Annotated in this window: 20 protein-coding genes and 1 tRNA gene; 14 read left to right on the plus strand and 7 right to left on the minus strand. The window is 64.3% G+C overall.

Going from position 1 to position 24,187, the window contains the following annotated elements:
* Positions 1–14 precede the first annotated feature (14 nt).
* Together E4P09_RS06325 and E4P09_RS06330 are read left to right on the plus strand one after the other, a co-directional pair.
* Entirely contained in the window at positions 15–1,040 is a 1,026-nt protein-coding gene (locus E4P09_RS06325; protein WP_137388679.1) for an ABC transporter permease, read from the plus strand.
* Positions 1,037–2,224: an ABC transporter permease gene (locus E4P09_RS06330; RefSeq protein WP_239025037.1), complete on the plus strand. Its 1,188-nt coding sequence runs from the start codon at positions 1,037–1,039 to the stop codon at positions 2,222–2,224. Before E4P09_RS06325 ends, E4P09_RS06330 begins: the two co-directional genes overlap by 4 nt.
* Before the next feature lie 5 nt (positions 2,225–2,229).
* Here the strand turns inward: E4P09_RS06330 and aroA are convergent, their stop codons facing one another.
* Complete coding sequence (gene aroA / locus E4P09_RS06335; RefSeq protein WP_137388680.1) at positions 2,230–3,573, minus strand: 3-phosphoshikimate 1-carboxyvinyltransferase; 1,344 nt, start codon at positions 3,571–3,573, stop codon at positions 2,230–2,232.
* A 146-nt stretch (positions 3,574–3,719) separates the two neighbouring features.
* Between aroA and E4P09_RS06340 the strand changes: the two genes are divergently transcribed.
* Complete coding sequence (locus E4P09_RS06340; RefSeq protein WP_137388681.1) at positions 3,720–4,118, plus strand: TIGR02300 family protein; 399 nt, start codon at positions 3,720–3,722, stop codon at positions 4,116–4,118.
* Positions 4,119–4,221: 103 nt separating this feature from the next.
* Positions 4,222–4,297 (plus strand) — tRNA-Ala (locus tag E4P09_RS06345).
* Here E4P09_RS06345 and E4P09_RS06350 read toward each other — a convergent pair.
* Together E4P09_RS06350 and E4P09_RS06355 are read right to left on the minus strand one after the other, a co-directional pair.
* On the minus strand, positions 4,298–5,608 hold the full coding sequence (locus tag E4P09_RS06350) for a methyltransferase domain-containing protein (protein ID WP_137388682.1): 1,311 nt from the start codon (positions 5,606–5,608) through the stop codon (positions 4,298–4,300).
* Between the two features lie 109 nt (positions 5,609–5,717).
* Positions 5,718–6,647, minus strand: coding sequence for a sulfotransferase domain-containing protein (locus E4P09_RS06355; protein WP_137388683.1), 930 nt, complete (start codon positions 6,645–6,647; stop codon positions 5,718–5,720).
* A gap of 243 nt (positions 6,648–6,890) precedes the next feature.
* Here E4P09_RS06355 and E4P09_RS06360 point away from each other — a divergent pair, with 243 nt between their 5' ends.
* The 8 genes from E4P09_RS06360 to E4P09_RS06395 all read left to right on the plus strand — a co-directional run bounded on the left by E4P09_RS06360 (position 6,891) and on the right by E4P09_RS06395 (position 19,485).
* Complete coding sequence (locus E4P09_RS06360) at positions 6,891–7,838, plus strand: sulfotransferase (RefSeq protein WP_170984256.1); 948 nt, start codon at positions 6,891–6,893, stop codon at positions 7,836–7,838.
* Between the two features lie 124 nt (positions 7,839–7,962).
* Complete coding sequence (locus E4P09_RS06365) at positions 7,963–8,889, plus strand: phytanoyl-CoA dioxygenase family protein (RefSeq protein ID WP_137388685.1); 927 nt, start codon at positions 7,963–7,965, stop codon at positions 8,887–8,889.
* 18 nt (positions 8,890–8,907) lie between these two features.
* Entirely contained in the window at positions 8,908–10,224 is a 1,317-nt protein-coding gene (locus E4P09_RS06370) for an aspartate aminotransferase family protein (RefSeq protein WP_137388686.1), read from the plus strand.
* Between the two features lie 38 nt (positions 10,225–10,262).
* The gene (locus E4P09_RS06375; RefSeq protein WP_137388687.1) at positions 10,263–11,909 is read left to right on the plus strand and encodes an acyl-CoA dehydrogenase family protein; all 1,647 of its coding nucleotides are present in this window, start codon (positions 10,263–10,265) and stop codon (positions 11,907–11,909) included.
* A 254-nt stretch (positions 11,910–12,163) separates the two neighbouring features.
* Positions 12,164–13,942 (plus strand): N-acetylglutaminylglutamine amidotransferase, encoded by a 1,779-nt coding sequence (locus E4P09_RS06380; protein WP_137388688.1) that lies wholly within the window; start codon positions 12,164–12,166, stop codon positions 13,940–13,942.
* 19 nt (positions 13,943–13,961) lie between these two features.
* Complete coding sequence (ngg, locus tag E4P09_RS06385; RefSeq protein WP_137388689.1) at positions 13,962–15,776, plus strand: N-acetylglutaminylglutamine synthetase; 1,815 nt, start codon at positions 13,962–13,964, stop codon at positions 15,774–15,776.
* Positions 15,764–16,930: an osmoprotectant NAGGN system M42 family peptidase gene (locus tag E4P09_RS06390; protein WP_137388690.1), complete on the plus strand. Its 1,167-nt coding sequence runs from the start codon at positions 15,764–15,766 to the stop codon at positions 16,928–16,930. The genes ngg and E4P09_RS06390 overlap by 13 nt, the downstream gene beginning before the upstream one ends.
* A gap of 125 nt (positions 16,931–17,055) precedes the next feature.
* A complete protein-coding gene (locus E4P09_RS06395) occupies positions 17,056–19,485 on the plus strand; it encodes a DNA translocase FtsK (protein WP_137388691.1) in 2,430 nt (809 codons plus the stop codon).
* Between the two features lie 4 nt (positions 19,486–19,489).
* Here the strand turns inward: E4P09_RS06395 and E4P09_RS06400 are convergent, their stop codons facing one another.
* Genes E4P09_RS06400 through E4P09_RS06410 form a run of 3 tightly spaced genes read right to left on the minus strand, consistent with a single transcriptional unit; the run spans position 19,490 to position 21,977 of the window.
* Positions 19,490–20,440, minus strand: a complete 951-nt coding sequence (locus tag E4P09_RS06400; protein ID WP_137388692.1) for an aldo/keto reductase — start codon at positions 20,438–20,440, stop codon at positions 19,490–19,492.
* A gap of 43 nt (positions 20,441–20,483) precedes the next feature.
* The gene (locus tag E4P09_RS06405; protein ID WP_137388693.1) at positions 20,484–21,218 is read right to left on the minus strand and encodes an aspartate/glutamate racemase family protein; all 735 of its coding nucleotides are present in this window, start codon (positions 21,216–21,218) and stop codon (positions 20,484–20,486) included.
* Between the two features lie 24 nt (positions 21,219–21,242).
* A complete protein-coding gene (locus E4P09_RS06410; protein WP_137388694.1) occupies positions 21,243–21,977 on the minus strand; it encodes an aspartate/glutamate racemase family protein in 735 nt (244 codons plus the stop codon).
* Between the two features lie 142 nt (positions 21,978–22,119).
* On the opposite strand from E4P09_RS06410, the gene E4P09_RS06415 reads away from it, so the two are divergent.
* The gene (locus tag E4P09_RS06415; RefSeq protein WP_137388695.1) at positions 22,120–22,836 is read left to right on the plus strand and encodes a GntR family transcriptional regulator; all 717 of its coding nucleotides are present in this window, start codon (positions 22,120–22,122) and stop codon (positions 22,834–22,836) included.
* Between the two features lie 26 nt (positions 22,837–22,862).
* Positions 22,863–23,402, plus strand: a complete 540-nt coding sequence (locus E4P09_RS06420; RefSeq protein ID WP_239025038.1) for a cytochrome b — start codon at positions 22,863–22,865, stop codon at positions 23,400–23,402.
* Between the two features lie 11 nt (positions 23,403–23,413).
* Here the strand turns inward: E4P09_RS06420 and E4P09_RS06425 are convergent, their stop codons facing one another.
* Positions 23,414–24,184: a LamB/YcsF family protein gene (locus tag E4P09_RS06425; protein ID WP_137388697.1), complete on the minus strand. Its 771-nt coding sequence runs from the start codon at positions 24,182–24,184 to the stop codon at positions 23,414–23,416.
* Positions 24,185–24,187: the final 3 nt, after the last annotated feature.

A 24,187-nucleotide genomic window follows, 5' to 3' on the forward strand; every position in this document is an offset into this window, starting at 1 on the left:
GGCGCAAAGCGCTGATGCTTCGCTATATCGTGCAGCGCCTGCTGGTGATGGTGCCCACCCTGATTGTAATCAGCTTGCTGATGTTCGTGATCATCCAGCTGCCGCCGGGCGACTATTTGTCGAACCAGATCGCCGAACTGAAGGCGCGGGGCGAGGCGGCGGGCCTCGAGAAGCTGGAATTCCTCAGGAAGGAATACGGCTTCGACGAGCCCTGGTATGTCCAGTATGGCCGCTGGGTCGGATTCCTGCCCGGGGCCCATGGCTTCAACGGCCTCTTGCAGGGCAACTGGGGCTGGTCCTTCGAGCATCAGAAGCCGGTGAGCGAGGTGGTCGGCGACGGCCTGCTCCTGACCGTCATCCTCAATGCCGCCGTCGTTCTGTTCATCTATATCGTCTCGTTCCCGATTGGGATGTATTCGGCCACCCGGCAGTATTCCTTGGGGGACTATGGCTTCACTTTCCTCGGCTATCTCGGGCTGGCCACGCCGAACTTCCTGCTCGGTCTGGCGATGCTCTATTTCTTCAACGTCTGGTTCGGCATATCCGTGGGTGGGCTGATGGACCCGAACTATATCGGCCAGCCCTGGAGCTGGGGCAAGGTGGGCTCCGTGCTTGCCCACCTGATCGTGCCGGTGGTGGTCATCGGCACCACGGGCACCGCCGCGATGATCCGGCGCCTGCGCGCCAACCTGCTGGACGAGCTGCACAAGCAATATGTCACCACCGCCCGCGCCAAGGGCCTCAGCGAAACGCGACTCTTGTGGAAATACCCGCTGCGCATGGCGCTCAACCCCTTCGTCTCCGATATCGGCAATCTGCTGCCCAGCCTGGTGTCCGGTTCGGTCATCGTGTCGGTGGTTTTGAACCTGCCGACCATCGGCCCGGTGCTCCTCGACAGCCTGACCAGCCAGGATCAATACCTCGCGGGCTTCATCCTGCTGTTCGTGACGGTGCTGACGCTGATGGGCATGCTCGTATCAGACTTGCTGCTGGCCGCGCTTGATCCGCGCATCCGGTTCGGCGGCGAGGTACGCAAATGACCAGCATGAGCAACACCGAATTGCGCCCGACCCGCTCAAGTCTGCCTCATTTCGTCTCGCACGAGCCGTTCGACCCGTCCGAGGCCGAGGTGCTCACGCCCGCGCAGGAACGGGTCTATCTCGCCTCCGGCTGGCGGATGATGTGGTGGAAGCTCAAGCGCCACAAGGTGGCGGTCGCCTCCGGCATCTTCCTGCTGCTGATGTATCTCACCATCCCGTTCACCGAGATCCTGGCGCCCTATAACAGCACGACCAGGCATGCCGACTATCTCTATGCCCCGCCGCAATCGATCCACTTCTTTCACGACGGCCGCTTCATCGGGCCGTTCGTCTATGGCTATGATTCACAGCCCAACCTCGAAACCTTCCGCTGGGACTACACCGTGAACCGCGAGAAGGTCTATCCCTTGCGCTTTTTCTGCCAGGGCGACCCCTACGCGCTGTTCGACATGATACCCGCGCGCTTCCATCTGGTATGCCCGGCGGAAGGCGGCGTGTTCTTCCCGCTCGGCACCGACCGCCTCGGCCGCGACATGCTCAGCCGCATCATCTACGGCACCCGCATCTCCCTCACGGTAGGACTGATCGGTATCACCATCTCCTTCATCCTGGGCATCACGCTCGGCGGCATGGCCGGCTATTTCGGCGGCTGGATCGATGCGGCCATCCAGCGGGTGATCGAGATCCTGCGCTCCTTGCCGGAGCTGCCCTTGTGGCTTGCCCTGTCGGCCGCCCTGCCGGTCACCTGGTCGCCCATCGTCATCTATTTCGGGATCACCATCATCCTCGGGCTCCTCGATTGGCCCGGCCTTGCGCGCTCCGTGCGCTCCAAATTCCTGGCGTTGCGGGAGGAGGACTTCACGTCCGCCGCCGTGCTCATGGGTGCCAAGCCCTCGCGGGTCATCGGGCGGCACCTGGTGCCCAATTTCATGAGCCATTTGATCGCCAGCGCCACCCTGTCGGTGCCGGCGATGATTCTCGGCGAGACCGCGTTGTCCTTCCTGGGGCTGGGGCTCAGGCCGCCTATCACCAGCTGGGGCGTTCTGCTGAACGAGGCGCAGAACCTGGCAGCCATCGAGTTCTACCCCTGGATCATCACCCCGATGGTCCCGGTGATCCTGGTCATTCTCGCCTTCAACTTCCTGGGCGACGGCCTGCGCGATGCGGCCGACCCCTATCACTGAGACGGCTAGGCCGACGAGATATCGGCGCCGAGTCCCTGCATCAGGGGCATGAACGAAGGAAAGCTGGTGGCGATCATCCGGCCGTCATCCACCGTCACCGGCTCACGGGAAGCGAGCCCCAGGGTAAGGAACGCCATGGCGATGCGGTGGTCCATATGAGTCTCCACCACACCGCCCCCCCTGGGCCGGCCAGCAGGACCTGCGCCCTCCACCATCAGCCAGTTCTCGCCCACCTCGTGCGGCACGCCATTGGCGGAAAGCCCAGCCACGATGGCGGCCAGCCGGTCGCTCTCCTTCACCTTGAGCTCATCCAAACCGATCATTTCGGTGCGGCCCTCGGCGCAGGCTGCTGCAATGGACAGGATCGGGTACTCATCGATCATCGAGGCCGCGCGCTCCGCCGGCACGCGCACACCCTTGAGCCGGCTATGGCGGACCTCGATGTCGCCCACCGGCTCGCCGCCGGCAAGGCGCTCGTTGCGGATTACGATATCGCCGCCCATCTCGACCAAGGTCTCGATCAACCCGGTGCGGGTGGGGTTCAGCATCACGTTCTCCAGGATGATGTGCGAACCCTCCGTGATCAGCGCAGCGACCAGAGGAAAAGCGGCTGAGCTCGGGTCGGCCGGTACCACGATCGGCTGCGGATTGAACTCGGTATGGCCACGCACCGTGATGCGCCGGCCGCCGCCTTCGGGCACCGTGGTGATGTCCGCCCCGAACGCCTGCAGCATCCGTTCCGTATGGTCCCGGGTCGGCACCGCTTCGATCACCGTGGTTTCGCCCGGCGTGTTGAGCGCAGCAAGCAGTATGGCCGATTTCACCTGGGCGGATGCGACCGGCAGGGTGTAAGCGATCGGGATGCCGCGCTCGGCGCCGGTGATGGTGGCCGGCAGCCGACCCCCCTCCGATGCGACAAAGCGCGCCCCCATTTGCTCCAGCGGCACCACGACCCGCCCCATGGGCCGCTTGCACAGGGAAGCATCGCCGGTGAGCACGGCCCGAATGGGCGTCGTGGCGATCAGCCCCATGCACAGCCGCACGCCGGTGCCCGCATTGCCGAAATCCAGCGGCGCCGAAGGCGTGGAGAAGCCGCCGACGCCCACCCCATGGACATGCCAGCGGCCATCATCGTCGCGGCTCACCTCGGCGCCGAGCGCGCGCATGGCGGCGGCTGTGGCCAGGACATCCTCGGCCTCCAGCAGGCCGTCGATCGTCGTCTCGCCGACCGTCAGTGCGCCCAGCATCAGCGCCCTGTGCGAGATGGACTTGTCGCCCGGCACCCTGACCTGGCCCTTGAGGCCCTTGGAATGGCGGGACACGAGGGGCGACTTGCCGACTTCTGCCATGCTGAACCTTACCCAAACTTCTTGCGAACCGGCGGGGTGGTACCATATAGGGAGCTCCCCGTCACCGTCCGCCATTTGCTTTTGACAGCCGCGGAGGCGCGTGGCATGGGGTTTAGCAATCCAGAACTAAGGCAAGGGTCAAATCGGTGGTCAAACCGGAACTTGGAACCAAGCGCAGCTGTCCCAACTGCTCTACGCGCTTCTACGATCTCCAGAAGGACCCCATCGTCTGCCCGAAGTGCGGTTATGCCTTCGTTGCTGAAGCGCTGCTGCCCTCAAAGATGGAGCATGTTGCGGCGGCCGCGCCCGTGGCCAAGGCTGTGGTTGTTCCCGACGATGAGGAGTTCGACGAGGTCGAGCTGGTCTCCCTCGACGACATCGAGGGCGAGGACAAGGATGACGACGAGGTGCCGGCCATCGAGGATGTCGAGATCGTCGACGATGACGTGGTGAAGGACGAGGATGCCTTCCTCGAGGACGATGACGAGGAAGGGGCGGACGTCACCGGTATCATCGGCGTCAATGATGACGACGAAGAGACCTGAAGGACGCCAACTTCTGCTTGATCTCGAAACTGGGCCGGCCTAAGAAGTCGGCGCTGCTTCCGCGGGCGGTTGCCCAACCCGCCGGCTGCCAAGGGAAGCGACAGGGGCCGTAGCTCAGTTGGGAGAGCGCTTGAATGGCATTCAAGAGGTCAGGGGTTCGATTCCCCTCGGCTCCACCATCAGCCACCTTTTCCATTCGCTGCGCTGTTCAAGCGGTCGAAGGCCTGGTCGAATTGGTCCAGCGGCGCGACTGCGTAGTTCTCCAGATTGTTGATCACCAACCGGTGCTGCCGGTGCGGCGCCTCGGCCTTGGCGACGAAATCGAACCAGGCCGAATAGACTTCCCGAATGGGATCGCCCCCGCCGTGGCCTGAATAAAGGCTCTGAAGCGCATCGGTCATTGGCGCTCCGGATTTAGCCCGCAATCTCGTGATCTCCTCAGGTGAAATCCGCTGCTGCAGACCGGGACGCCCGGGAACGAGCGTCAGCACGTTGAGCTGTTCGGCAACCTTGATGAGCTCGAAGCGTGGTTGATGCGTGAATGGACGCAGCTCATTGCGTACGGCGGAGAAGAGATCAAGTTCCAGCAGGACGTTTTCCATTGCTCCCGGAGCAAGGTTCTCAATGTCGCGTCCCTTGATATGCAGCCAGTCGCCTTTCGCCACGCCGACGCTGGTCTGGAGCTGATCATCGGCCAAGAGACGCTCGGCAAAGGTGCTCTTGCCGCACGAAGTGGGGCCGGCCACCACCACCAGGTTTTTGATCTGGCGCTTCCGCGCCTCGACGATGAAGCGGCCCTTGAACGGCGATTTCGTGACGGTGATCGGCTCGAATAGGGATGTGTGAGCGTTGAACAGCAGCTTCATGGCGGCCGGGGTAAAGAAGAAGGTGCGGCCGCTCATGCGGCCCCTGTCCTTCGGCGGCGCCAGCTGGATAAGCGGCAGATGGCTTGCGAGGAGGGACAGCGGGTTCAGCCATTTCCGGCCTCTGGTCGCCGACGAAGGTGCTGCCACCTCTAGGATGATCCTTCGGCGCGCGATCTTCATTATTTTCCGCAGCGCATGGACAGCGTCGTACATGTGGTGGAGAACGTTGAGGCACAGCACGATGTCAAATTGCCGGCCCTGAGAATCCCACGTCTCGAAATCCTCTTGCAGATACTCAGGGCTAAGGCCGACACAGTCCGCAAGCTCGGTTGCCCTACGCACCCGCTCGGCATTGGTGTCGAGTCCCACCGCTTCGCTTGCGCCCCGGCGCAAAGCTTCGATACAGAAATAACCGTAGAAGCTGCCGATATCGAGGATGCGCTGGCCGACGACCGGCTCCGAGAAGATGATGTCTGTCAGATATGACCGGTCGTGTCCTGGGGTCACGAGCCCGCCGCCCAGGTCTATGGCCTGGTAATGCAGCCCTTTGCTCTCGGCGAAAGCCGCGAGCTTTTTCCGGCTGGCGTTGCTTTCACCGGCGTCATGATTTGGTTTTGGTCGCATAAGCTCCACATGGTCATCGTTGAAGACGGCAATGCCGGGGCGGGGCACGCGACGGTCATGTCAAACCCCACTGGCTACCAACAGACGAGTTACGTCTGCCGCTCGCGCGCTAGCCGAGCAATGCGCCGCCTCCGGCAGGCGCTAGCGGCGGCGGCTGCCGTTCCTCCTTGGTGCTCGCAGGGCAGGCCACGTGGTAACCCCATTTGGGGTTGAGATTTTCTTCAACGATCTGTTTGAGCGTGCGCAGCTGTTCGGCGTCGAAATAGTCGAGATAGCCGTGCACCTTGCCGCGCCGCACCTTGAACGACATAGGATCGGAAGGATCGGCGGGCCGCAGCCCGGAGTTACGATAGTAATGAGCGCGCTCAAGGCGTTGCAGGTTCTCGAAAGCGCAAAACTCCACTGCCTCGCTAATTTCCTGATCGGAAAAGCGTTCGCCGAAGAAGTGCATTACCCGAGCAAGCTCGGTCTCCGGTTCGCCGCGGATCTCCTCGTATTTCGCAAGCATCATGCAGGGAGATGTCTCGATCGCGCGAAGCCACTGGTTCTGGTAAGCGATAATGGTATGGATCCCGTAGCCGGGCTCGGTCGCGAACTCGAACAGTTCCTTGCCCTTGGACAGGTTTTCCCGCTTGCCGGGCCCTCGTTTCGTGATTTGGTGATATTGCGATACGACGACGTCCACGGGATGGCGGCCTAGGAACAGGACCCGCTGGCCGCGATACATGCTCTTGTCCGAATTGAGGGCCGCGACACCGCCCAAGGGAAGACAATCATGTGAAAAGAGAACGTTGGGAATGCGCGGATGCAGCAGATGGAAGTCGTCGTATCCGATGAGCAGGCCGTCCGGCAAGTTATACCGAACCTGGTACAGCCGCGTGAGCATGGCCCTGAGCCATGTCCGGCCGGACTTCGGGAAGGAGATCACGATAAGATCCGCTTCGCGGATGCGCTTCTTCTCAGTCAGCAAGTCGCGAAAATTCTTCCGCGCCTTTTTCGAAGTGGCCAGTTTCGGGATGAGCTTCAAAGCCCGACGCATTCGCGAATATTCTCCTCGGCGGGTAGCGAAACCGGGACTGCAGCCCGTGCTCGCAGTGAACTGTTACCACCCCGGCATGTCACATGACAACAGCGGCGAGGATGGGATCGGGCAAGGGAAAAGAGCCGCGCGTCCATATGTGATTTACGGATCGTAGGAAAATATGTAAGGACCCCACGGTGTGGTGATGTGGCCCGAACTCATGGCTGGCGTCTGTTTGTTCTGGCCGAGTCGGAGGGTTCTGTGAAGCAGCAGCAGGCAGCCATTGTGGCGATACCCAGTGCCGCCTGGCTGGAGAGCGCGGTGCTCACGTACGGCCCCCGCAAAGCTGGTACGACCTTGCTGCAGAACCTGCTCGATGGAGGAGATCAGCTCTTTGCTTATCCGGCCGAGCTGAAGCTAAAGAGCCTCGTCAGGCACCCGCTTGGCGCGGACCCAGTAGGTCACTATGCCGAAACCTCCCGGATTCCGCAGATCGCATCACCGCATTTTGCGGTGGAGCGATATAGGCAAGCGTGGAACGCCGCCAGGTCCCGCCGTGACTGGCACCCCGACCTGCGGGAGCTCATCTGCTTCGATCTCGCGACGGTCTATGACCTATGTACGAACAGACCGCGACGTCCGTCGGGCTGGTGCGCGAAGGACGTGGGCGGCGACACGGATGCCATAATGCAGGCCTGGCGGCGCATGTTCCCCGAAGGCCGCGCGATCTTCATCGTTCGCGACCCGCTGATGATCACGCGCGCCGTCCTGCAGGACCGGCGCCGCAAGTCGATCCGCCTGCCCTTCAGGCGAATCCTGTATGAGACACTCGATCCCCTCAGGGTTGTCGCCAGTCAGGCGAAATACTTGACCGACTCCGACGTGCTCGTCATTTCCTACGAGCATCTCGTCCGCGACCCCAAAGCGGTGATGGGGCGGGTCGCCGACTTTCTCGGGATCGACTGGTTTCCGAACCTCGCCGTGCCGACCATATTCGGCGAGCCTGTCGTGGTGCGGACGGCCTCCCGCGCCGAAAGAAGCGTTTTCCACGAGGACCGAATCTGGACCGATGGCCTCACCTGGAGGGAAAAGCTCATCGTCGCCACCGTGCACGCACTGGCACAACTCCGGTCGCGCTATCGGGTCGATTATAATGCTCTGCGCCGCCAAGTCTTAGAGCAGATGAGGGCCAAGGCGCGGGCTGCTTAAGGGCAGATGCCGTGGCGGAATACTGACTGACGACACGTGTTCGCCTGTTGAGATGCGTATTCTTTCTCTCTAGTATCGCGGCAAAAATGCCGAAGAGGCGAAGCGCGCATCGCGGGAGCATGGCATGGACGCCGAGGGTATTCTTACCGCCGATACACCCTATCGCTATAGGGTAAGCAGGAAGCTCAATCTGTTTCTGGTGAAGAAGCTTAAGGTCTCGCGCGTGCCGGCGATCCGCACGAGCAAGACGTTCAATGCCTTGATGAGCCCGTTCTCGCAGCTTCGCCGGAAGCGTGCTGCGGCAAATCTGTCTCCACCTCCGTTGAAGATCGCCCAGGACCAGGGCTATTGCTTGCTCTCGCCGGCCGAAGTGCCGGAAATCACTCCCGCCATCAAGCAGGCCGATGACATCTATCAAGCCGCCTTGGCCGCCGGAAAGAATGCCGGGTCGGGCAAGGACAAAGACTATTTGTTCCCCATGGCCCGCGGCGCTGCGCTCAGCGAGTATACCGATATCATGCGGCTTGCGGTCAGCCGCCCCATACTCGATAGCGTGTCAGCCTATCTCGGCGAGGTGCCGATCGTGAGCCAGATCTCGGTTCTGGTCAGCCCGCCAAACGAGAGCCAGATCGGCAGCCAGCTCTACCACCTGGATTTCGCCGACGAGAAGCAGGTGAAGCTATTCGTCTATGTGCATGAGGTAGGTGAGGAGAACGGCCCGTTCACCTTTGTGCCTGTGGCTGAAAGCGAAAAGCTGGTGCGGCAGTTCAACTACGACCGCGGAAGGCTCACTCTCGAGCAGGTCGACAGCGCAATCGGCAAGCAGGGCCAGGTCCAGGTCATGGGACCGCCCGGCACGGCCGTGCTGGTTGATACCTCCCGCTGCATGCACTACGGCTCGAACCGGAACAAGACCACCCGTGTGGCCCTGCTCATCCAGTACACCCCGCACACCGTTCCCGAACAGCTTCCCACCGTCTGGCCCGTCGAGCACCTCAAGCGGCAACTGCAGCTCGATGAGATCCAGACCATGGCTTTGTCGTTGGACTAAAGAGGCTCAGGTGCAATCATGCTGACCAGTAGCTTGCGGAATTTGGGCCTGGATCAAGCCCTCGACCAGGCCGAGCGCCGGTATCGGGGCCGGAACCCTAAAAGCGCGGCGCGCCACGAGGCCGCAAGCAGAACCATGCCGGGCGGCAATACCCGCACGGTGCTGCACTACACGCCATTCCCCGTCGCCATCGTCAAGGGCGAAGGCGCAACGCTTACCGACCTCGACGGCCACACCTATACGGATTTTCTGAGCGAATACACCGCTGGTCTCTACGGCCATTCCAACGAGATCATTGCTTCAGCGGTGCGCGCCGCGCTGGCCAACGGCGTGGTGCTGGGCGGGCCCAACCAGTACGAGGCGGAGCTCGCCCGGCTGTTGTGCGAGCGCTTTCCCTCCTGCGAGAAGGTGCGCTTCTGCAATTCCGGCACGGAAGCCAATGTGAACGCCATCGGGCTGGCGCGCGCGGTGACCGGACGCACCGATGTCATGATCTTCGCCAATGCCTATCACGGCGGCGTCCTGACCTTCTCCGGCGGCGGCTCGCCCATGAACGTGCCGTTCCCCTTCATCACTGCCACCTACAACGATATTGAGGGCACCCGCCGGCTACTACAGGACAATGGCGAGCGGCTGGCCGCGGTCATACTGGAGCCGATGATGGGCTCGGGCGGTGCGATCGCCGCCAAGACCGAGTTCCTGCAGATGCTGCGCGAGGAAACGGAAGCGCTCGGCATCGCGCTGATTTTCGACGAGGTGATGACCTCGCGCCTCTCCGCCGGCGGCCTGCAGGCGAAGACCGGCGTTATCCCGGACCTCACCACCTTCGGCAAATATGTGGGTGGCGGGCTCACCTTCGGCGCCTTCGGCGGTAGGGAGCGTTTCATGGAGCGGCTCAACCCGTTCCGCAGCGACGGCCTCACCCATTCCGGCACCTACAACAACAACGTGCTGACCATGGCTGCAGGCGTCGCCGGCCTATCCAAGGTCTATACGCCGGAGGTGGCCGAGGCCTTCACCGCCCGGGGCGAGCGGCTGAAATCCGCTCTGAATCAAGTGGCGCAAAGGCGCGGTCTGCCGATCCAGGTGACCGGTGTGGGCACCATCATGTGCGTGCACTTCACCGATAAGGAGATCCGCTCGCCGCAAGACATACCACCGGTCGACCCCAGGCTGCGGGCGCTCTTCCACTTGGAGATGCTGGAGCGCGGCTTCTATATGGCACGCCGCGGGTTCATCAGCCTGTCTCTGCCGCTGACGGACGCGGACTATGACCGGTTCGCCGAGGCCTTTGACGACGTGATCACGCTCGTGCAGCCCCATCTGCCGGCCTGACCGGCGGCTAACCCCAAGGCTGACCGCCGGAGGCTGTCATGCTGTTCGCGCCGAAGACCGATCTCGAAACCCATGTGGTGTCGAACCAGCCGCCGGAGCTTTCCGACCGCAACCTGTTCACCACGGATCCGGTATTCCGGGCGGCAGCCCTGCGGGAAGGAGGCGACTGGCTGGAGCAGCCCTTGTCGACACTCGGCGAGGAGGTCGGCTCCGAAGAGGTGATGAGCTGGGGGGTGGCTGCGAACCGGCACCCGCCCGAGCTGCGCGCCTTCGATCGTTTCGGGCGGCGCATCGACGAGATGAGCTTCCATCCCGCCTATCACGCGCTCATGCAGCTCGCCATGGCGCACCGGATCCACGACATCGCCTGGACCGCGAACCGCCCGGGCGGGCATGTGGCGCATCTGGCCCTCCTTGCCCTGTTCACCCAGGCCGAGGCCGGCGTCATGTGTCCCGTCAACATGACCTATGCCAGCGTGCCGGCCCTGCGGCGGCAGCCGGATGTGACGGCGGAGTGGACGGAGAAGCTGCTGGGCGGCAGCTACGACCCGCCCCTGCGCCCGATTGCCGAGAAGAGCGGCATCACCATCGGCATGGCCATGACCGAGAAGCAGGGTGGCAGCGACGTACGGGCGAACGAGACGCGCGCCTATCCGATCGAGGCCCGCCGTCGCGCTTTCTCCCTTTACGGCCACAAATGGTTCTGCTCGGCCCCCATGAGCGACGGCTTCCTCACGCTCGCCCAGACCGATGCGGGATTGAGCTGCTTCCTCGTGCCGCGCATCACGCCCGACGGCGAGCGCAATGGCATCCAGCTCATGCGGCTCAAGGACAAGCTCGGCAACCGCTCCAATGCCTCCGCCGAGATCGAATATCACGAGGCCTATGCCGAGCTGCTGGGCGAAGAGGGCCAGGGCATCAAGGTGATCATCGATATGGTGCACCACACGCGCCTGGGCACCATCGGCAGCACCCTTGGTATCATGCGCATGGCACTGGCCCAGGCGATCCACCATGTGGAGCACCGCCGCGCCTTCCAAAAGCGCTTGATCGACCAGCCTGCCATGCGCGCTGTGATCGCCGATCTCGCCCTGGATTACGAGGCGGCGGTGGCGCTGGCGATGCGCGTAGCGCGCAGCTTCGATGCGACCGATGAGGAAGGCCGCGCCTTTTCCCGGCTGTCGGTGGCCCTGGCCAAGTTCTGGCTGACCAAGCGCGCCCCCAACTTCGTCTATGAATGCATGGAGTGCCTGGGCGGGGCCGGCTATATCGAGGAAGGACCTATGCCCCGGCTCTACAGGGAAGCCCCGGTGAATGCCATCTGGGAGGGCTCGGGCAACGTCATCGCCCTCGACATCCTGCGCACCCTCGCGCGCGAGCCCGTCGCCCGCGTGGCCTATCTGGAAGAGGTGGAGCAAGCGCGCGGCGGTAACACCCGGCTGGACGGGGCGATCGACGAACTCGTGAACGGCCTATCGCGGGCAAGCTCGGAAGAGGGGCAAGCCCGGGCAACCGCCGAGCAGATGGCGGTGGTACTCGAGGCATCGCTCCTGATGCGCCATGCGCCTTCAGCCATTGCCGACAGTTTCTGCGCCGCGCGCCTCGGCGCCGACCGCCACCTCTGCTACGGCGCCGGCGGGCAGGCCGTGGCGGTTGATGCGATCATCGCACGTCACGCGGTCTGATCCAGTGCCGCACCCAATCCGGCCCTTCGGAATTGACCTTTGCGTCACCGGCCGTTAACATTCGCCATCGCCTCTAGGTTGTTCTAGAGATCAGCCGGTATTTCCCCGCCGGTCTATCTGGCCCCTGAGGGGCAAAATCAACAGTCGATCGCCCGTTTTTGGAACCAATTGGCGATCAGGCGTTTTTAGCAGCGGCTGGGCTCTTCTGTCCTGACGCTTTGATTTATTTGACAGAATCGGGAGACACGTCACCGATGTGCGGTATTTGCGGCGAGATAACCTTCGACAACAGGCCAATACCGCTTTCGTCCATCGATAGAATGACTGCCGCGCTGGAGCAGCGTGGTCCTGATTCGCAAGGCGTTATCGCGCGTGGGCGGTGGGGACTGGGCCACCGCCGCCTGCAGATCATTGATCTGTCGCCCCGCTCCGAGCAGCCGATGACCGACCCTGACCTGGGGCTGAGCATCGTGTTCAACGGCTGCATCTACAACTATCGGGAGCTGCGGGCGGAACTGGAGGGCAAGGGCTACAGGTTCTTCTCCCAGGGCGACACCGAAGTGGTGCTGAAGGCCTATCACGCGTGGGGCGAGCGTTTCGCCGAACGGCTTACCGGCATGTTCGCCATCGCCATCATCGAGCGGGAGAGCGGCCGGCTCGTGCTCGCGCGCGACCGGCTCGGCATCAAGCCGCTCTATGTCGCGCAAACGCCGGCGGGCCTGCGCTTCGCCTCCTCGCTTCCCGCGCTTCTGGCAGCGGAGCGCGAGAACATCGACACGAGCATCGACCCGGTGGCGTTTCAGGCCTATATGACCTTTCACGCGGTCGTGCCGGCACCCTACACGATCCTCAAGGGTGTGCGGAAACTGCCCCCGGCGACCGTTCGCATCATCGAACCGGACGGGACTTCCCGCGACCATACCTATTGGGTGCTGTCCTTCGAACGATCCGCGGAGGACATCGAGCGCCCGGCGGAGGAATGGCGCGAGTTGCTGGCGGCCTCGCTCACCGAAGCGGTGCGTCGGCGGATGATTGCCGACGTGCCGGTGGGCGTGCTCCTTTCGGGGGGCGTCGATTCAAGTCTCATCGTAGGTCTGCTCAATAGGCTCGGGCAGAAAGGGCTGAAAACCTTCTCCATCGGCTTCGAGGCCGCCAACCAGGAATCCGGCGACGAGTTCATCTATTCCGACCTGATCGCCGAACGCTTCGGCACGGACCACACCAAGATCTTCGTGCCGTCGGAAAAGCTGCTGGCGGCCTTGCCCGCGACCATCAGGGCCATGTCGGAGCCAATGGTCTCCTACGACAACGTCGCCTTCTACATGCTCTCTCAGGAAGTGGCGAAGCATGTACGGGTGGTGCAGAGCGGGCAGGGCGCCGACGAGGTGTTCGGCGGCTATCACTGGTATCCGCCGCTGGCGAATTCGAATGCGCCGGCCGACGAGTATGCCCGCGCCTTTTTCGATCGCGATCACGCGACCTTCGCCCGCCAGGTCTCGCCGGCGCTGGTCAACGGCGATGCGGCCCGCGAGTTCGTCGAGGCGCATTTCGCGCTGCCCAGGGCGACCGACGCGGTGGACAAGGCACTGCGCCTCGACACCACCGTCATGCTGGTCGACGATCCGGTCAAGCGGGTGGACAACATGACCATGGCCGCCGGCCTCGAGGCGCGGGTGCCGTTCCTGGACCACGACCTGGTGGAGCTCGCGGCGCGGATTCCGGCGCGTCACAAGCTCCGCGACAACGGCAAGGGCATTCTCAAGGACGTCGCGCGCACGGTCATCCCGGCGGAAGTCATCGACCGGCCGAAGGGCTACTTCCCGGTTCCGGCGCTGAAGTACCTGGAAGGGCCCTATCTCGAGCTCGCCCGGGACGCCCTGACGTCGGAGGCTGCCCGGAACCGCGGACTGTTTCGGCAGGACTACCTCGCGGCGCTGTTCGAGGATCCCAAGGGCCACATAACGCCGCTTCGCGGATCGGAGCTGTGGCAGGCGGCGTTGCTTGAAATGTGGCTGCAGGCCAACGCAATCTGACCAAGGGCTGGGCGATATCATGATGGGAGAACAGACGAGGCGAGACCGGAAAAGCTGGTCGCGCGCCATGATGGCGCATCGCTTGAACCGCTTTCGGGACACGGGCCTGGTTCCGCCGCTCGACCATGGCCCGGAAGAGGGCCCGCGCAATGTGGCGCTCGATTGCGGCTGGGGGCGGCTGCTCTTTGCTCCCACATTCGAAACCACCGAGGCGCTCGTCGAGGCACTGCGCCTGGAGAGGCCGGAGCAGCGGGATATCGCCGTCTATATCCGCGATCCTCACGTCGTCGTGGCGGCAGCGCCGCAGGAGCTGTTCCTCGACCCCTCCCATACCTATCGGCTCGATCTGGCCACCTACCGGCAAGCAGCGGCCAAGCCGCGCGGCATTATGATCCGCCGCCTGTCTTCCCGTGAGGATGCGGATGCGGTGAACAACATCTATCTCAGCCGGAAAATGGTGCCGGTGCGGCCGGAATTCTTCCTGTCGCGCGCACGCAGGAACAGGGCGCTGATCCATCTGGTCGCCGAGGACGTCCATACCGGCCGCGTCATCGGCACGGTGACGGGCGTCGATCACGCGCGCATCGGCGGTCCTGGCAGCGGCATCGAGGGCTCGTCGCTCTGGTGCCTCGCCGTTGACCCCCAGGCCACCAGGCCGGGCGTGGGCGAAGCGCTGGTCCGCCATCTGGCGGAGCAGTTCCAGGCACGCGGCGCACCATGGCTCGATCTCTCGGTGCTGCACGATAACGAGCAGGCCATCGCGCTTTACGAGAAGCTCGGTTTCGTCCGGGTGCCCTGCTTTGCCGTGAAGCGCAAGAATCCCATCAACGAGGCGCTGTTCGCCCCACCGCCGCCGGACGAAGCGCGGCTGAACCCCTATGCGCGGCTGATCGTCGACGAAGCCCGCCGCCGCGGCATTCTCGTCGAGATCACCGATGCGGATGCCGGGTTCTTCCGGCTCACCTACGGCGCGCGCTCCATTCATTGCCGAGAAAGCTTGAGCGAGCTCACCTCCGCGGTCGCCATGTCGATCTGCGACGACAAGACGGTCACCCGACGCGTGGTGGCGCGTGCCGGCGTGAGGGTGCCCGATCAGATCATCGCGGGCGACATGGAAGCGCTGGAAAGCTTTCTCGCGAGATATGACCAGGTTGTCGTAAAGCCCGCCAAGGGCGAGCAAGGCAAGGGGGTCACCGTCGGCCTGAGCGATTCCGATGCCATCATGAAGGCGATCGAGCTGGCCCGCACCTTCAGCGATCGCGTGCTGATCGAGGAATATGTGGAGGGCAGCGACCTGCGCTTGGTGGTGATCGATTACAAGCTGGTGGCGGCCGCGATCCGGCGCCCTGCCCACATCATCGGCGATGGTCACACCTCCGTGCGCGACCTCATCGAGCGCCAGAGCCGGCGGCGGGCGGCCGCCACGGGCGGTGAGTCCCGCATCCCGACGGACGAGGAGACGGAGCGCTGCCTGGCCGAGGCCGGCGTCTCCTTCGACAGCGTTCTCGAGGCCGGCCGGGAGGTGGTCGTGCGGCGCACCGCCAATCTCCACACGGGCGGCACCATCCACGACGTGACCGACCACGTGCATCCCGATCTGGTCGATGCGGCCATCCGCGCAGCCCGCGCCATCGAAATTCCGGTCACGGGGATCGACTTCGTGGTGCAGAGCCCTTATGAAGCGGATTATGTGTTCATCGAGGCCAATGAGCGCCCGGGGCTGGCCAATCACGAACCGCAGCCCACGGCGCAGCGGTTCATCGACTTGCTGTTTCCGCACTCGATGCCAGCATCGGCCCGCGCCACGTGGACCGGCGAGGCATGCTCCGGATGAGGATTGATATCGGCTATCTCGCGGATGTGCTGGAGCGCCTCCTCGCGATACCGAGTCCGTCAGGCTACACCGACAATGTCGTTCGCGCCTGCTGCGCAGAGTTGGAGCGGCTCGGCATTCCCTTCGAGATCACCCGGCGCGGCGCCATACGCGCCGTGGTGCGCGGCGAGCATCGGCGGCCGGCCCGCGCCTTGGTCGCCCATCTGGATACGCTCGGCGCGCAGGTGCGTGCGCTCAAGGAGAACGGGCGCCTGGCCCTGGTGTCGATCGGCACCTGGTCGGCCAGGTTTGCCGAGGGCGCCCGCTGCACGATCTTTGCCGAGCGCGGCGCTTACCGCGGCAGCATTCTGCCGCTCCTGGCCTCCGGCCATGCCTATGGCGATGCGGTCGACAGCCAGCCCGCCGGCTGGGACCACGTGGAGCTGCGCGTAGATGCTTATGCGCGCAACGAGAAGGATCTGGCGGCGCTAGGGATCGCCATCGGCGACATCGTGGCCATCGATCCACAGCCCGAGTTCCTGGAGAACGGCTTCATCGTCTCGCGCCACCTCGACGACAAGGCGGGTGTCGCGGCCTTGCTCGCCGCGCTCAAGGCGGTGATGGAGAGCCAGGAGGCGCTGCCCGTCGACACCTTCTTCGTCTTCACCATATCCGAGGAGGTGGGAGTTGGGGCTGCCGCCGTGCTCACTGGCGACATCGCCTCCATGGTGACGGTCGACAACGGCACGTCCGCACCGGGCCAGAACAGCCGGGAATTTGGCGCGACCATCGCCATGGCGGATATGAGCGGCCCCTTCGATTATCACCTCACCCAGAAACTCATACGCCTGTGCCGCGATGAGGATATCCGCTATCAGCAGGACATCTTCCGCTTCTACCGGTCCGACAGCGCCTCGGCAATCGTGGCGGGGCACGACGTGCGCACGGCGCTCATCACGTTTGGGCTCGATGCCAGCCATGGCTATGAGCGCATCCATATGCATGCTCTGCGCTCCGTGGCCGAGCTGGTGACCGCCTATGTCCGCAGCCCCGTCGAGATTGAGCGCGACGCCATCGATGTCGGGCCGCTGGAGGGCTTCACCTCGCAGCCCACCGAGGAAGCCGAGCAAAAGCTCAAGCCAACCAGCGAGACTGGGGATAACGGCGTTCGCTGACGCCCGGGCCCGCATCCGAGGCGGTCGATTTCGTCCCGCTCACACTCTTCGTTAACGCTGGCCTTGCTATCCAACAGGGGGATGGAATCGGGGCGATCGACCCTTCTGAAGTCTGGCGAGTAATCATGCGTTCTTCCACACGGCCTTTTACTGTCTACGATTTCTCACGCCGGACCGTCAGCCAACATCCTTCACCGGGCGGGCAGCCCCTACCAAAAGCGCCGCCCAAGACCGGCAGAAGCAAGCTTGACGAGGTGCTGCTCGGCTCGGCCCCCGTACCGAGCTGGCTTCAGCAATTCTCGCGCGGGGCAAATGCGCGCTTCACGCGCACGCCGGACTATCTGCTGAAGTCGCGCCAGCCGCCGGCGCCGGGCGCACCAGCCGATACTTACGAGCCAACCCTGCGCGACGAGACGGCCGAGGATGATCTGATCGCGTTCGACGAGATGCCGGACGGGGAGTGCCCGGCGCCGGCACGAACCGGCGAGCCGAGCCCCTCGAATTGGGCGGAGATCGCGTTCGCACCAGCCAATCAGGACGATGCCCTGCCGCCGCCGGCCGATGCCGAGGCGGATGTCGCTCCGGATGAAACGGCCGGACAAGATGCGGATATGCGGGAGGCGGCCGAGGAGGCGAGGGAGCCCGCTACCCTGCTGGCCACGCCTCCCGGTTCCCCCGTGTTCAGCTTGCGGGCCTCATTCTCATGGTCTCCCTTTGGGCCGGTCAGCCCGCCGATCGCGCCGGTGGAGGAGCCACAGCCGCGGCCGGCCGCATCCACTCACGCGCCCATGCCGGCGCCTGTACCGCCTGCCGTGCCACAGCAAGCAGTGGCCGATGCAGCGCCGGTGCATCCGAGCGCCATCCCGCCGGTGCCGATCGTACGCGCGCCGAGCAGCCCGCCGGCACAGGTGGTGCCGCCCGCGCCGGCCCGGCCAGCCGCTGCCGCCAAACCGGCCCGCGCACCGTTCCCCGGGCAGCAGGCGTTTGAGCGGGACTTGCCGCCGGATCACGCGAATGGGGAATACGAATTTCCGTCTCTGTCGCTGCTTGCCCTACCGCCGGCCAGCGAGCCCTGCTACGAGCTCTCCGAGCGCTATCTCGAGGATACATCGGAGCGCCTGCAGCGCACCCTGCACGATTTCGGGGTGAAGGGTGAGATCATCGACGCCAATCCCGGCCCGGTGGTCACCCTTTACGAGCTTGAGCCGGCGCCCGGCACCAAGCTCAGCCGCGTCATCTCGGTCTCCAGCGATATCGCACGGTCGATGAGCGCGGTTTCGGCCCGGGTGGCGGTGGTCGAAGGCCGTAACATCATCGGCATCGAGCTGCCAAACCAGCGCCGCGAGACGGTCTGGCTCAGGGAACTGCTGTCCAGCCCCGACTTTGCCGAAGCCACGGCCAAGCTCGGCCTGTGCCTCGGCAAGACCATTGGCGGCGAACCCGTCATCGCCGATCTCGCCCGCATGCCCCATCTGCTGGTGGCCGGCACCACCGGTTCCGGCAAATCGGTGGCCATCAACACCATGATCCTGTCGCTGCTCTACCGGCACAAGCCGGAGGACTGCCGCCTGATCATGATCGACCCCAAGATGCTGGAGCTCTCCGTTTACGAGGGCATTCCGCATCTGCTCACCCCGGTGGTGACCGATCCCAAGAAGGCGGTCGTGGCGCTCAAATGGGCGGTGCGCGAGATGGAGGATCGCTACCGCAAGATGTCTCATCTCGGCGTGCGCAACATAGATGGCTTCAACGCCAGACTGGCGGAGGCGCGCGCCAAGGGCGAGACCATCGTGCGCCGCATCCAGACCGGCGTCGACCGCGAGACCGGCGAGCTGCTCTTCGAGGAGCAGGAGATGGATCTCACAGCGCTGCCTTATATCGTGGTGATCGTGGACGAAATGGCCGACCTGATGATGGTCGCCGGAAAGGAGATCGAGGGCGCCATCCAGCGCCTCGCCCAGATGGCGCGGGCGGCCGGCATCCATATTGTCATGGCCACCCAGCGCCCGTCGGTCGACGTGATCACCGGCACGATCAAGGCCAATTTCCCCACCCGCATCAGCTTTCAGGTGACCTCGAAGATCGACAGCCGCACCATTCTCGGCGAGATGGGGGCCGAACAGCTGCTGGGCCAGGGCGACATGCTGTACATGGCCGGCGGCGGGCGCATCATGCGCGTGCATGGGCCCTTTGTCTCCGACGCCGAGGTGGAGAAGGTGGTGGACCACCTCAAGCGCCAGGGCCGGCCCGAATATCTCGATGCGGTCACCTCCGACGAGGATGATGACGATGCCCCGGCAAGCAGCCCCGCGGGCGACGATGATGACGCGGTGTTCGACAAGGGCATGTTCGGCGAGGACAGCGGCGACCTCTACGAGCAGGCGGTGGCGGTGGTGCTGCGCGACCGCAAGGCTTCGACCTCCTATATCCAGCGCCGGCTCAAGATCGGCTATAACCGCGCCGCCTCAATCATGGAGCAGATGGAGAACGAGGGCATCGTCGGCCCCGCGAACCACGCCGGCAAGCGCGAGATCCTCACGGCCAAGCCGCGCTGATGTCTCAGGCACTCGCCTGGTCGAGCGCCTGGATGTCTTCTGGGTCAAGCTTCAGCGTGGCCGACTTAACCAGGCTCGCCAGCTGCTCGGGGCTGGTGGCGCTGGCAATGGGCGCCGTTACCCCCTTGCGGGTGAGAAGCCAGGCCAGGGCAACCTCGGCCGGCTTGGCGCCATGGCGGGCCGAAACCTCGTCCAGCGCCTTGAGGATGCGCTCGCCGCGCGCATTGAGATATTTGCCCACGGCCTCGCCGCGCCGGCTCTGGGCAAGATCGGCCGGCGACCGGTATTTGCCGGTGAGGAAGCCCGATGCCAGTCCGTAATAGCTGATGACCCCGAGATCTTCCCTCACCACCAGATCGCATAACGGCCCCTCGAACGCGCTCCGGTCATAGAGGTTGTAGCGGGGCTGCAAAGTCTCATACCGCGGCAGACCCTTGTCACGGGCCACGGCCAGCGCATTCGCAAGCTGCTGTGCGTCCAGATTGGACGCGCCGATCGCCCGCACCTTGCCCTGCTGCAGCAGGCTGGCATAGGCGGCAAGGGTCTCTTCGTAAGGCGTGTCCGGGTCCGGCCAGTGCGACTGGTAGAGATCGATGACGTCGACCTGCAGACGCCGCAGGGAGTCCTCGACCGCCTGCATGATCCAGCGCCGCGACAGGCCTTTCCGGCCCTCGCCCATGTCGGACGCGACCTTGGTGAAGATCAGCACCTTGTCCCGCTTGCCCGGATTGGCTTTCAGCCACTTGCCGATGATCGTCTCGGATTCGCCGCCTTGGTTTCCGGGCTTCCAGCGCGAATACGAATCCGCCGTGTCGATGGCGTTGAAGCCCGCATCCACAAAGGCGTCCAGCACGGCGAAGCTGGCATTCTCGTCGATGGTCCAGCCGAAGACATTGCCGCCGAGCACCAGCGGCGCGATCATAAGATCTGTTCGACCCAGGCGTCGAAATTCCATGTGCGGCTCCGCAGTGGTTCGGCTCTAAAGGCGCATGGAACGCTCAGTAGTAGCCGGTATAGGCAGGCTGGTGTGTTGCGTGCTTGAGCTGCCGGATCATGGTCATGTAATCGAACACCGGCAGCCCGGTCGCCCGGTTCACCGCCGCAGAATAGGCGGGCATCATCGCGGATTCCAGCAGGAAGGCACCGAGATCGGCGTCGGCCCGCACCATGTCGCGTGCCGCGGCGACGATCTCCTGCTCGATGCGGTCCGGATCCATCGGCTCGTCATGGCCGAGCACGGAGGCGCGGAAATGCGCGGCCGTCTCCATGCCGTGCACCATCACCTTGCGCTGGGCATCGATGCCGCTCAGCGCCAGCGTGCGGTTGCCGAGCAAGCAGGCATCCGCCGTGATTACTCCGATCGACCGGTGCCTTGCGAGCAGCATCGAGATGAACGGCAGCTGCGACAGGCTCGACAGCAGCACCGGCACCTTGGCGGCGCGGGCCACCGCTTCCTGGTAATGGATCAGGAGCCCGGAAGCGCCGGTGATGGCCCGCACGCCGCGCAGCTCGAGCGCGCGTGCCGCGGCAAGGACCGCATCTTCCAGCGCCGCATCGCCCCGGGCCACGCCGGCCGTGGCGGCGCCGGCGGCCGTGCAGTAATAGACCGGGAAGTCGTAGCTCTCCGCATGCGCCACATGACCCGGCGCGAATACCGCGTCCTCATCGAGCGTGATCACGCCCACGGGATAGCCATAGCTGCCCTTCCGCGGCCGCGAGGGGTAAACCGGCATGAGACAGGCTCCGAGTCGAGCGGTTCACTGGAGATGGGCGTAAGCCGGCGGCCGGGTCGCCGCTTCCAGCTGGTTGATCATGGTCACGAAATCGAACACGGGCAATCCCACCGCATCCTGTACAGCCTTGGCATAGGGCGGGGTCATCGAGCATTCCAGCAGCACGGCGCCCACATCGGGGTGCTCGGCCATGATCTCCCGGGTCACCGCGACCACCTCCTCGGTCACCAGGTCGGAATCGATACCGCCGGCCTCGTCGAACACCGCACGCTTGAACTCCGGCCGGTCCTGAAGCCCGCGGATCACGAGCGGGTTGGGCACCCCGATGCCGGCGCGGGCCAGGAAATCCGGCGTGAGATTGGAGGAGTCCGCCGTGATCACCGCGATCGGCTGGGTCGGCGCGAGCATGGCCGCAACCGTCGGCAGCTGCAGCAGGCTCGACATGGCGACGGGGATGCGCACCGCCTCGCGCACCGCATCCTGGAACTGCAGCATGAAGCCGCAATCGCTGGAAATGCCGCGCACCCCCTGCTTCTCCAGCTCCACGGCGGCGGCGGCCACCTGCGAGGCGAACTCCGGTGCGCCCGACAGGCACGCGGCCGTCGTAAGCCCAGGCACCGCCTTGTAGATGACGGGGTAGCGATAGGTGCTGGCGTTGTCCACATCGCCGGGAATGAAGGGCAGCAGGCAGTCGAGCTGAAGAATGCCAATGGCATGTCCGCCGCTGCGGCTGCCGGGATTTACGCTATAGGTGGCCATTCCGATCCTCCTGCGTTGGGAAGACTTCGAGCACGATGCCACGCGAGATAGCGTTGAGACTACAGATTGGATTTAGAAGTGTCTACAGGGTCATTCCGCAACGAATCCGTGCTATGCACGCGCGGATTGCGGGGGCGTGGTCATGACGGTGTGCAAGCGTAGCGCAGACGTGGTCGACCGGGTTTACGCCACCCTGCAGGAATGGCTTGCGGACTTCGCCATCAGGCCAGCCGAGCGCATCAACGAGGTGGAACTCGCCGCGCAACTGGGCGTGAGCCGGACGCCGGTGCGGGAGGCGCTGAACCGGTTGACGACCGAAGGCCTGGTCATCTTTGCCCCCAATCGCGGCTTTTTCTGCCGCAGTCTCACGGCGGGCGAAATCACAGCCTTGTCTGAGTTGCGCCAGGCAGTTGAAGGGGTGGCTGCCGCCCGCGCCTGCCAAAGGGCAGGGGACGAGCCGATCAATGCCCTTGCGCAACATTGGTCGGAGATCCTGGCGCGCATGGACGAGATGTCCGCTCCGGATCTGGCGATGGCGGATGAGCAGTTTCACCAAGCCCTGGTCGGGCTCGCCGGCAATGCGGAGCTCGACAAGCTCATACGCAATATCAATCTGCGCCTGCGCTTCGTCCGGCAATGCGCAATCGAGCACCCTCGGCGCCGGCGAGATACCGCGGCCGAACATTTGGAGATCATCCAGGCGCTGAAGCGGCGCGAGGCGGCCAAAGCGCGAGCGACGGTCGAGCGGCACGTGCGGATCACGCCTGCCGACGCAGCCGACATTGTCGCCCAAACCATGGCGCGCATGATCGGGTCTGCCGGCTCGCAATCTGGCGACCCGCCCGCAACTCCGATATGATCGGACAAACTTTGGGGAATCGCGACGTGTCGACCATTCCGGCGCAAACGAAGGTGGAACGTTTTCATCCCGCCCTACGGGCGCTGCACTGGATCGTCGCGCTGCTGGTGCTGATCGTGCTGCCTGCGGGCATTCTCATCAAATTCATGACGGAGGACGACAAGCCGGCCTTCTACCTCGTGCACGAATCGCTCGGCTTTCTCATCTTGTGGTTCATGCTGGCGCGGGTGGCCGTGCGCATGAGCCATCCCATTCCGGCCGAGGTGGAAGAGCCGGTGCCTGCCTTCCGCGCGCTGGCCAAAACCGTGCACATATCCCTGTACGTGACCTTGATCCTGCAGCCCATCTTCGGCTTTCTCGCCACCAATGCTTTCGGCTTTCCCCTGCAATGGTTCGGCGCCGTGACCATACCGAGCCCCATCGGCAAGTCGGACCTCGCGCCATACCTGATGGGCGTGCATATCTTCCTGGGCTACACCATCCTCGCCCTGTTCTGCCTGCACATGGGCGGCGTCATCTACCACCAGTTCGTGCGCCGAGACTCCCTGCTGCAGCGCATGTTGTAGCCGGCTGAGGCTCAGAGCCAGTCGCCCATGGGAGCGAGGTGGTGTCCCGCCGCCTCCAGCCGTTCCCGAACCCGCCGCGCCATGGCGACCGCCCCGGGCGTGTCGCCATGCACGCAGATCGTGTCGACTCGCAGCGGCAACCGTTTCCCGGACACGGTCATCACCTCCTGATCCTCCACCATGCGCAGAACGCGCTCGGCCGCGAGCTCCGCGTCATGGATGACGGCGCCCTCCAGCTTGCGCGACAGCAGGTTGCCGTTATCCGCATAGGCGCGGTCCGCATAGATCTCCCGCGCGACCCGCAACCCCATTTCTTCGCCGGCCCGCTCCGTCGGCAGGCCCGGCATCACGACAAAGATGTAATTGGGGTCGACCGCCTTGATCGCACGGGCCACGGCCCGGGCAAGCTCGATATCCTCGTTCGCCATGTTGCCCAGCGAGCCGTGGGTTTTCACATGAGTGAGCCGCTGGCCGATGCTGTGGGCGAGCGCCTGCAAAGCGCCAATCTGGTAGATGATCGCCTTCTCCACATCCGCCGGCCGCTCGCCGTGGATTGGGCGCCGTCCGAAGCCCCACAGGTCGAGGAAGCCGGGATGAGCACCCGCGCCAACGCCATTCGCCTTGGCCCCTGCAAGGGTACGGGCCATGACCAGCGGATCGCCCGCGTGAAAGCCGCAGGCGATGTTGGCCGATGTGACCACCTCTAGCATCGCAGCGTCATCACCCAGCCTGTAGACGCCGAACCCTTCTCCCATGTCGCAATTGAGATCGATCTTGGTCATGGC

It is taken from the genome of Rhodoligotrophos defluvii, assembly GCF_005281615.1.
Classification (GTDB): domain Bacteria; phylum Pseudomonadota; class Alphaproteobacteria; order Rhizobiales; family Im1; genus Rhodoligotrophos; species Rhodoligotrophos defluvii.

Excerpts from the sequence above, each read along its gene's own strand:
- E4P09_RS06325 (WP_137388679.1), top strand. The coding sequence starts at position 15 with ATGCTTCGCTATATCGTGCAGCGCCTGCTGGTGATGGTGCCCACCCTG.
- E4P09_RS06330 (WP_239025037.1), top strand. The coding sequence starts at position 1,037 with ATGACCAGCATGAGCAACACCGAATTGCGCCCGACCCGCTCAAGTCTG.
- aroA (WP_137388680.1), bottom strand. The coding sequence starts at position 3,573 with ATGGCAGAAGTCGGCAAGTCGCCCCTCGTGTCCCGCCATTCCAAGGGC.
- E4P09_RS06350 (WP_137388682.1), bottom strand. The coding sequence starts at position 5,608 with ATGCGACCAAAACCAAATCATGACGCCGGTGAAAGCAACGCCAGCCGG.
- E4P09_RS06355 (WP_137388683.1), bottom strand. The coding sequence starts at position 6,647 with ATGCGTCGGGCTTTGAAGCTCATCCCGAAACTGGCCACTTCGAAAAAG.
- E4P09_RS06365 (WP_137388685.1), top strand. The coding sequence starts at position 7,963 with ATGGACGCCGAGGGTATTCTTACCGCCGATACACCCTATCGCTATAGG.
- E4P09_RS06370 (WP_137388686.1), top strand. The coding sequence starts at position 8,908 with ATGCTGACCAGTAGCTTGCGGAATTTGGGCCTGGATCAAGCCCTCGAC.
- E4P09_RS06375 (WP_137388687.1), top strand. The coding sequence starts at position 10,263 with ATGCTGTTCGCGCCGAAGACCGATCTCGAAACCCATGTGGTGTCGAAC.
- E4P09_RS06380 (WP_137388688.1), top strand. The coding sequence starts at position 12,164 with ATGTGCGGTATTTGCGGCGAGATAACCTTCGACAACAGGCCAATACCG.
- ngg (WP_137388689.1), top strand. The coding sequence starts at position 13,962 with ATGATGGGAGAACAGACGAGGCGAGACCGGAAAAGCTGGTCGCGCGCC.
- E4P09_RS06390 (WP_137388690.1), top strand. The coding sequence starts at position 15,764 with ATGCTCCGGATGAGGATTGATATCGGCTATCTCGCGGATGTGCTGGAG.
- E4P09_RS06395 (WP_137388691.1), top strand. The coding sequence starts at position 17,056 with ATGCGTTCTTCCACACGGCCTTTTACTGTCTACGATTTCTCACGCCGG.
- E4P09_RS06400 (WP_137388692.1), bottom strand. The coding sequence starts at position 20,440 with ATGGAATTTCGACGCCTGGGTCGAACAGATCTTATGATCGCGCCGCTG.
- E4P09_RS06405 (WP_137388693.1), bottom strand. The coding sequence starts at position 21,218 with ATGCCGGTTTACCCCTCGCGGCCGCGGAAGGGCAGCTATGGCTATCCC.
- E4P09_RS06410 (WP_137388694.1), bottom strand. The coding sequence starts at position 21,977 with ATGGCCACCTATAGCGTAAATCCCGGCAGCCGCAGCGGCGGACATGCC.
- E4P09_RS06415 (WP_137388695.1), top strand. The coding sequence starts at position 22,120 with ATGACGGTGTGCAAGCGTAGCGCAGACGTGGTCGACCGGGTTTACGCC.
- E4P09_RS06425 (WP_137388697.1), bottom strand. The coding sequence starts at position 24,184 with ATGACCAAGATCGATCTCAATTGCGACATGGGAGAAGGGTTCGGCGTC.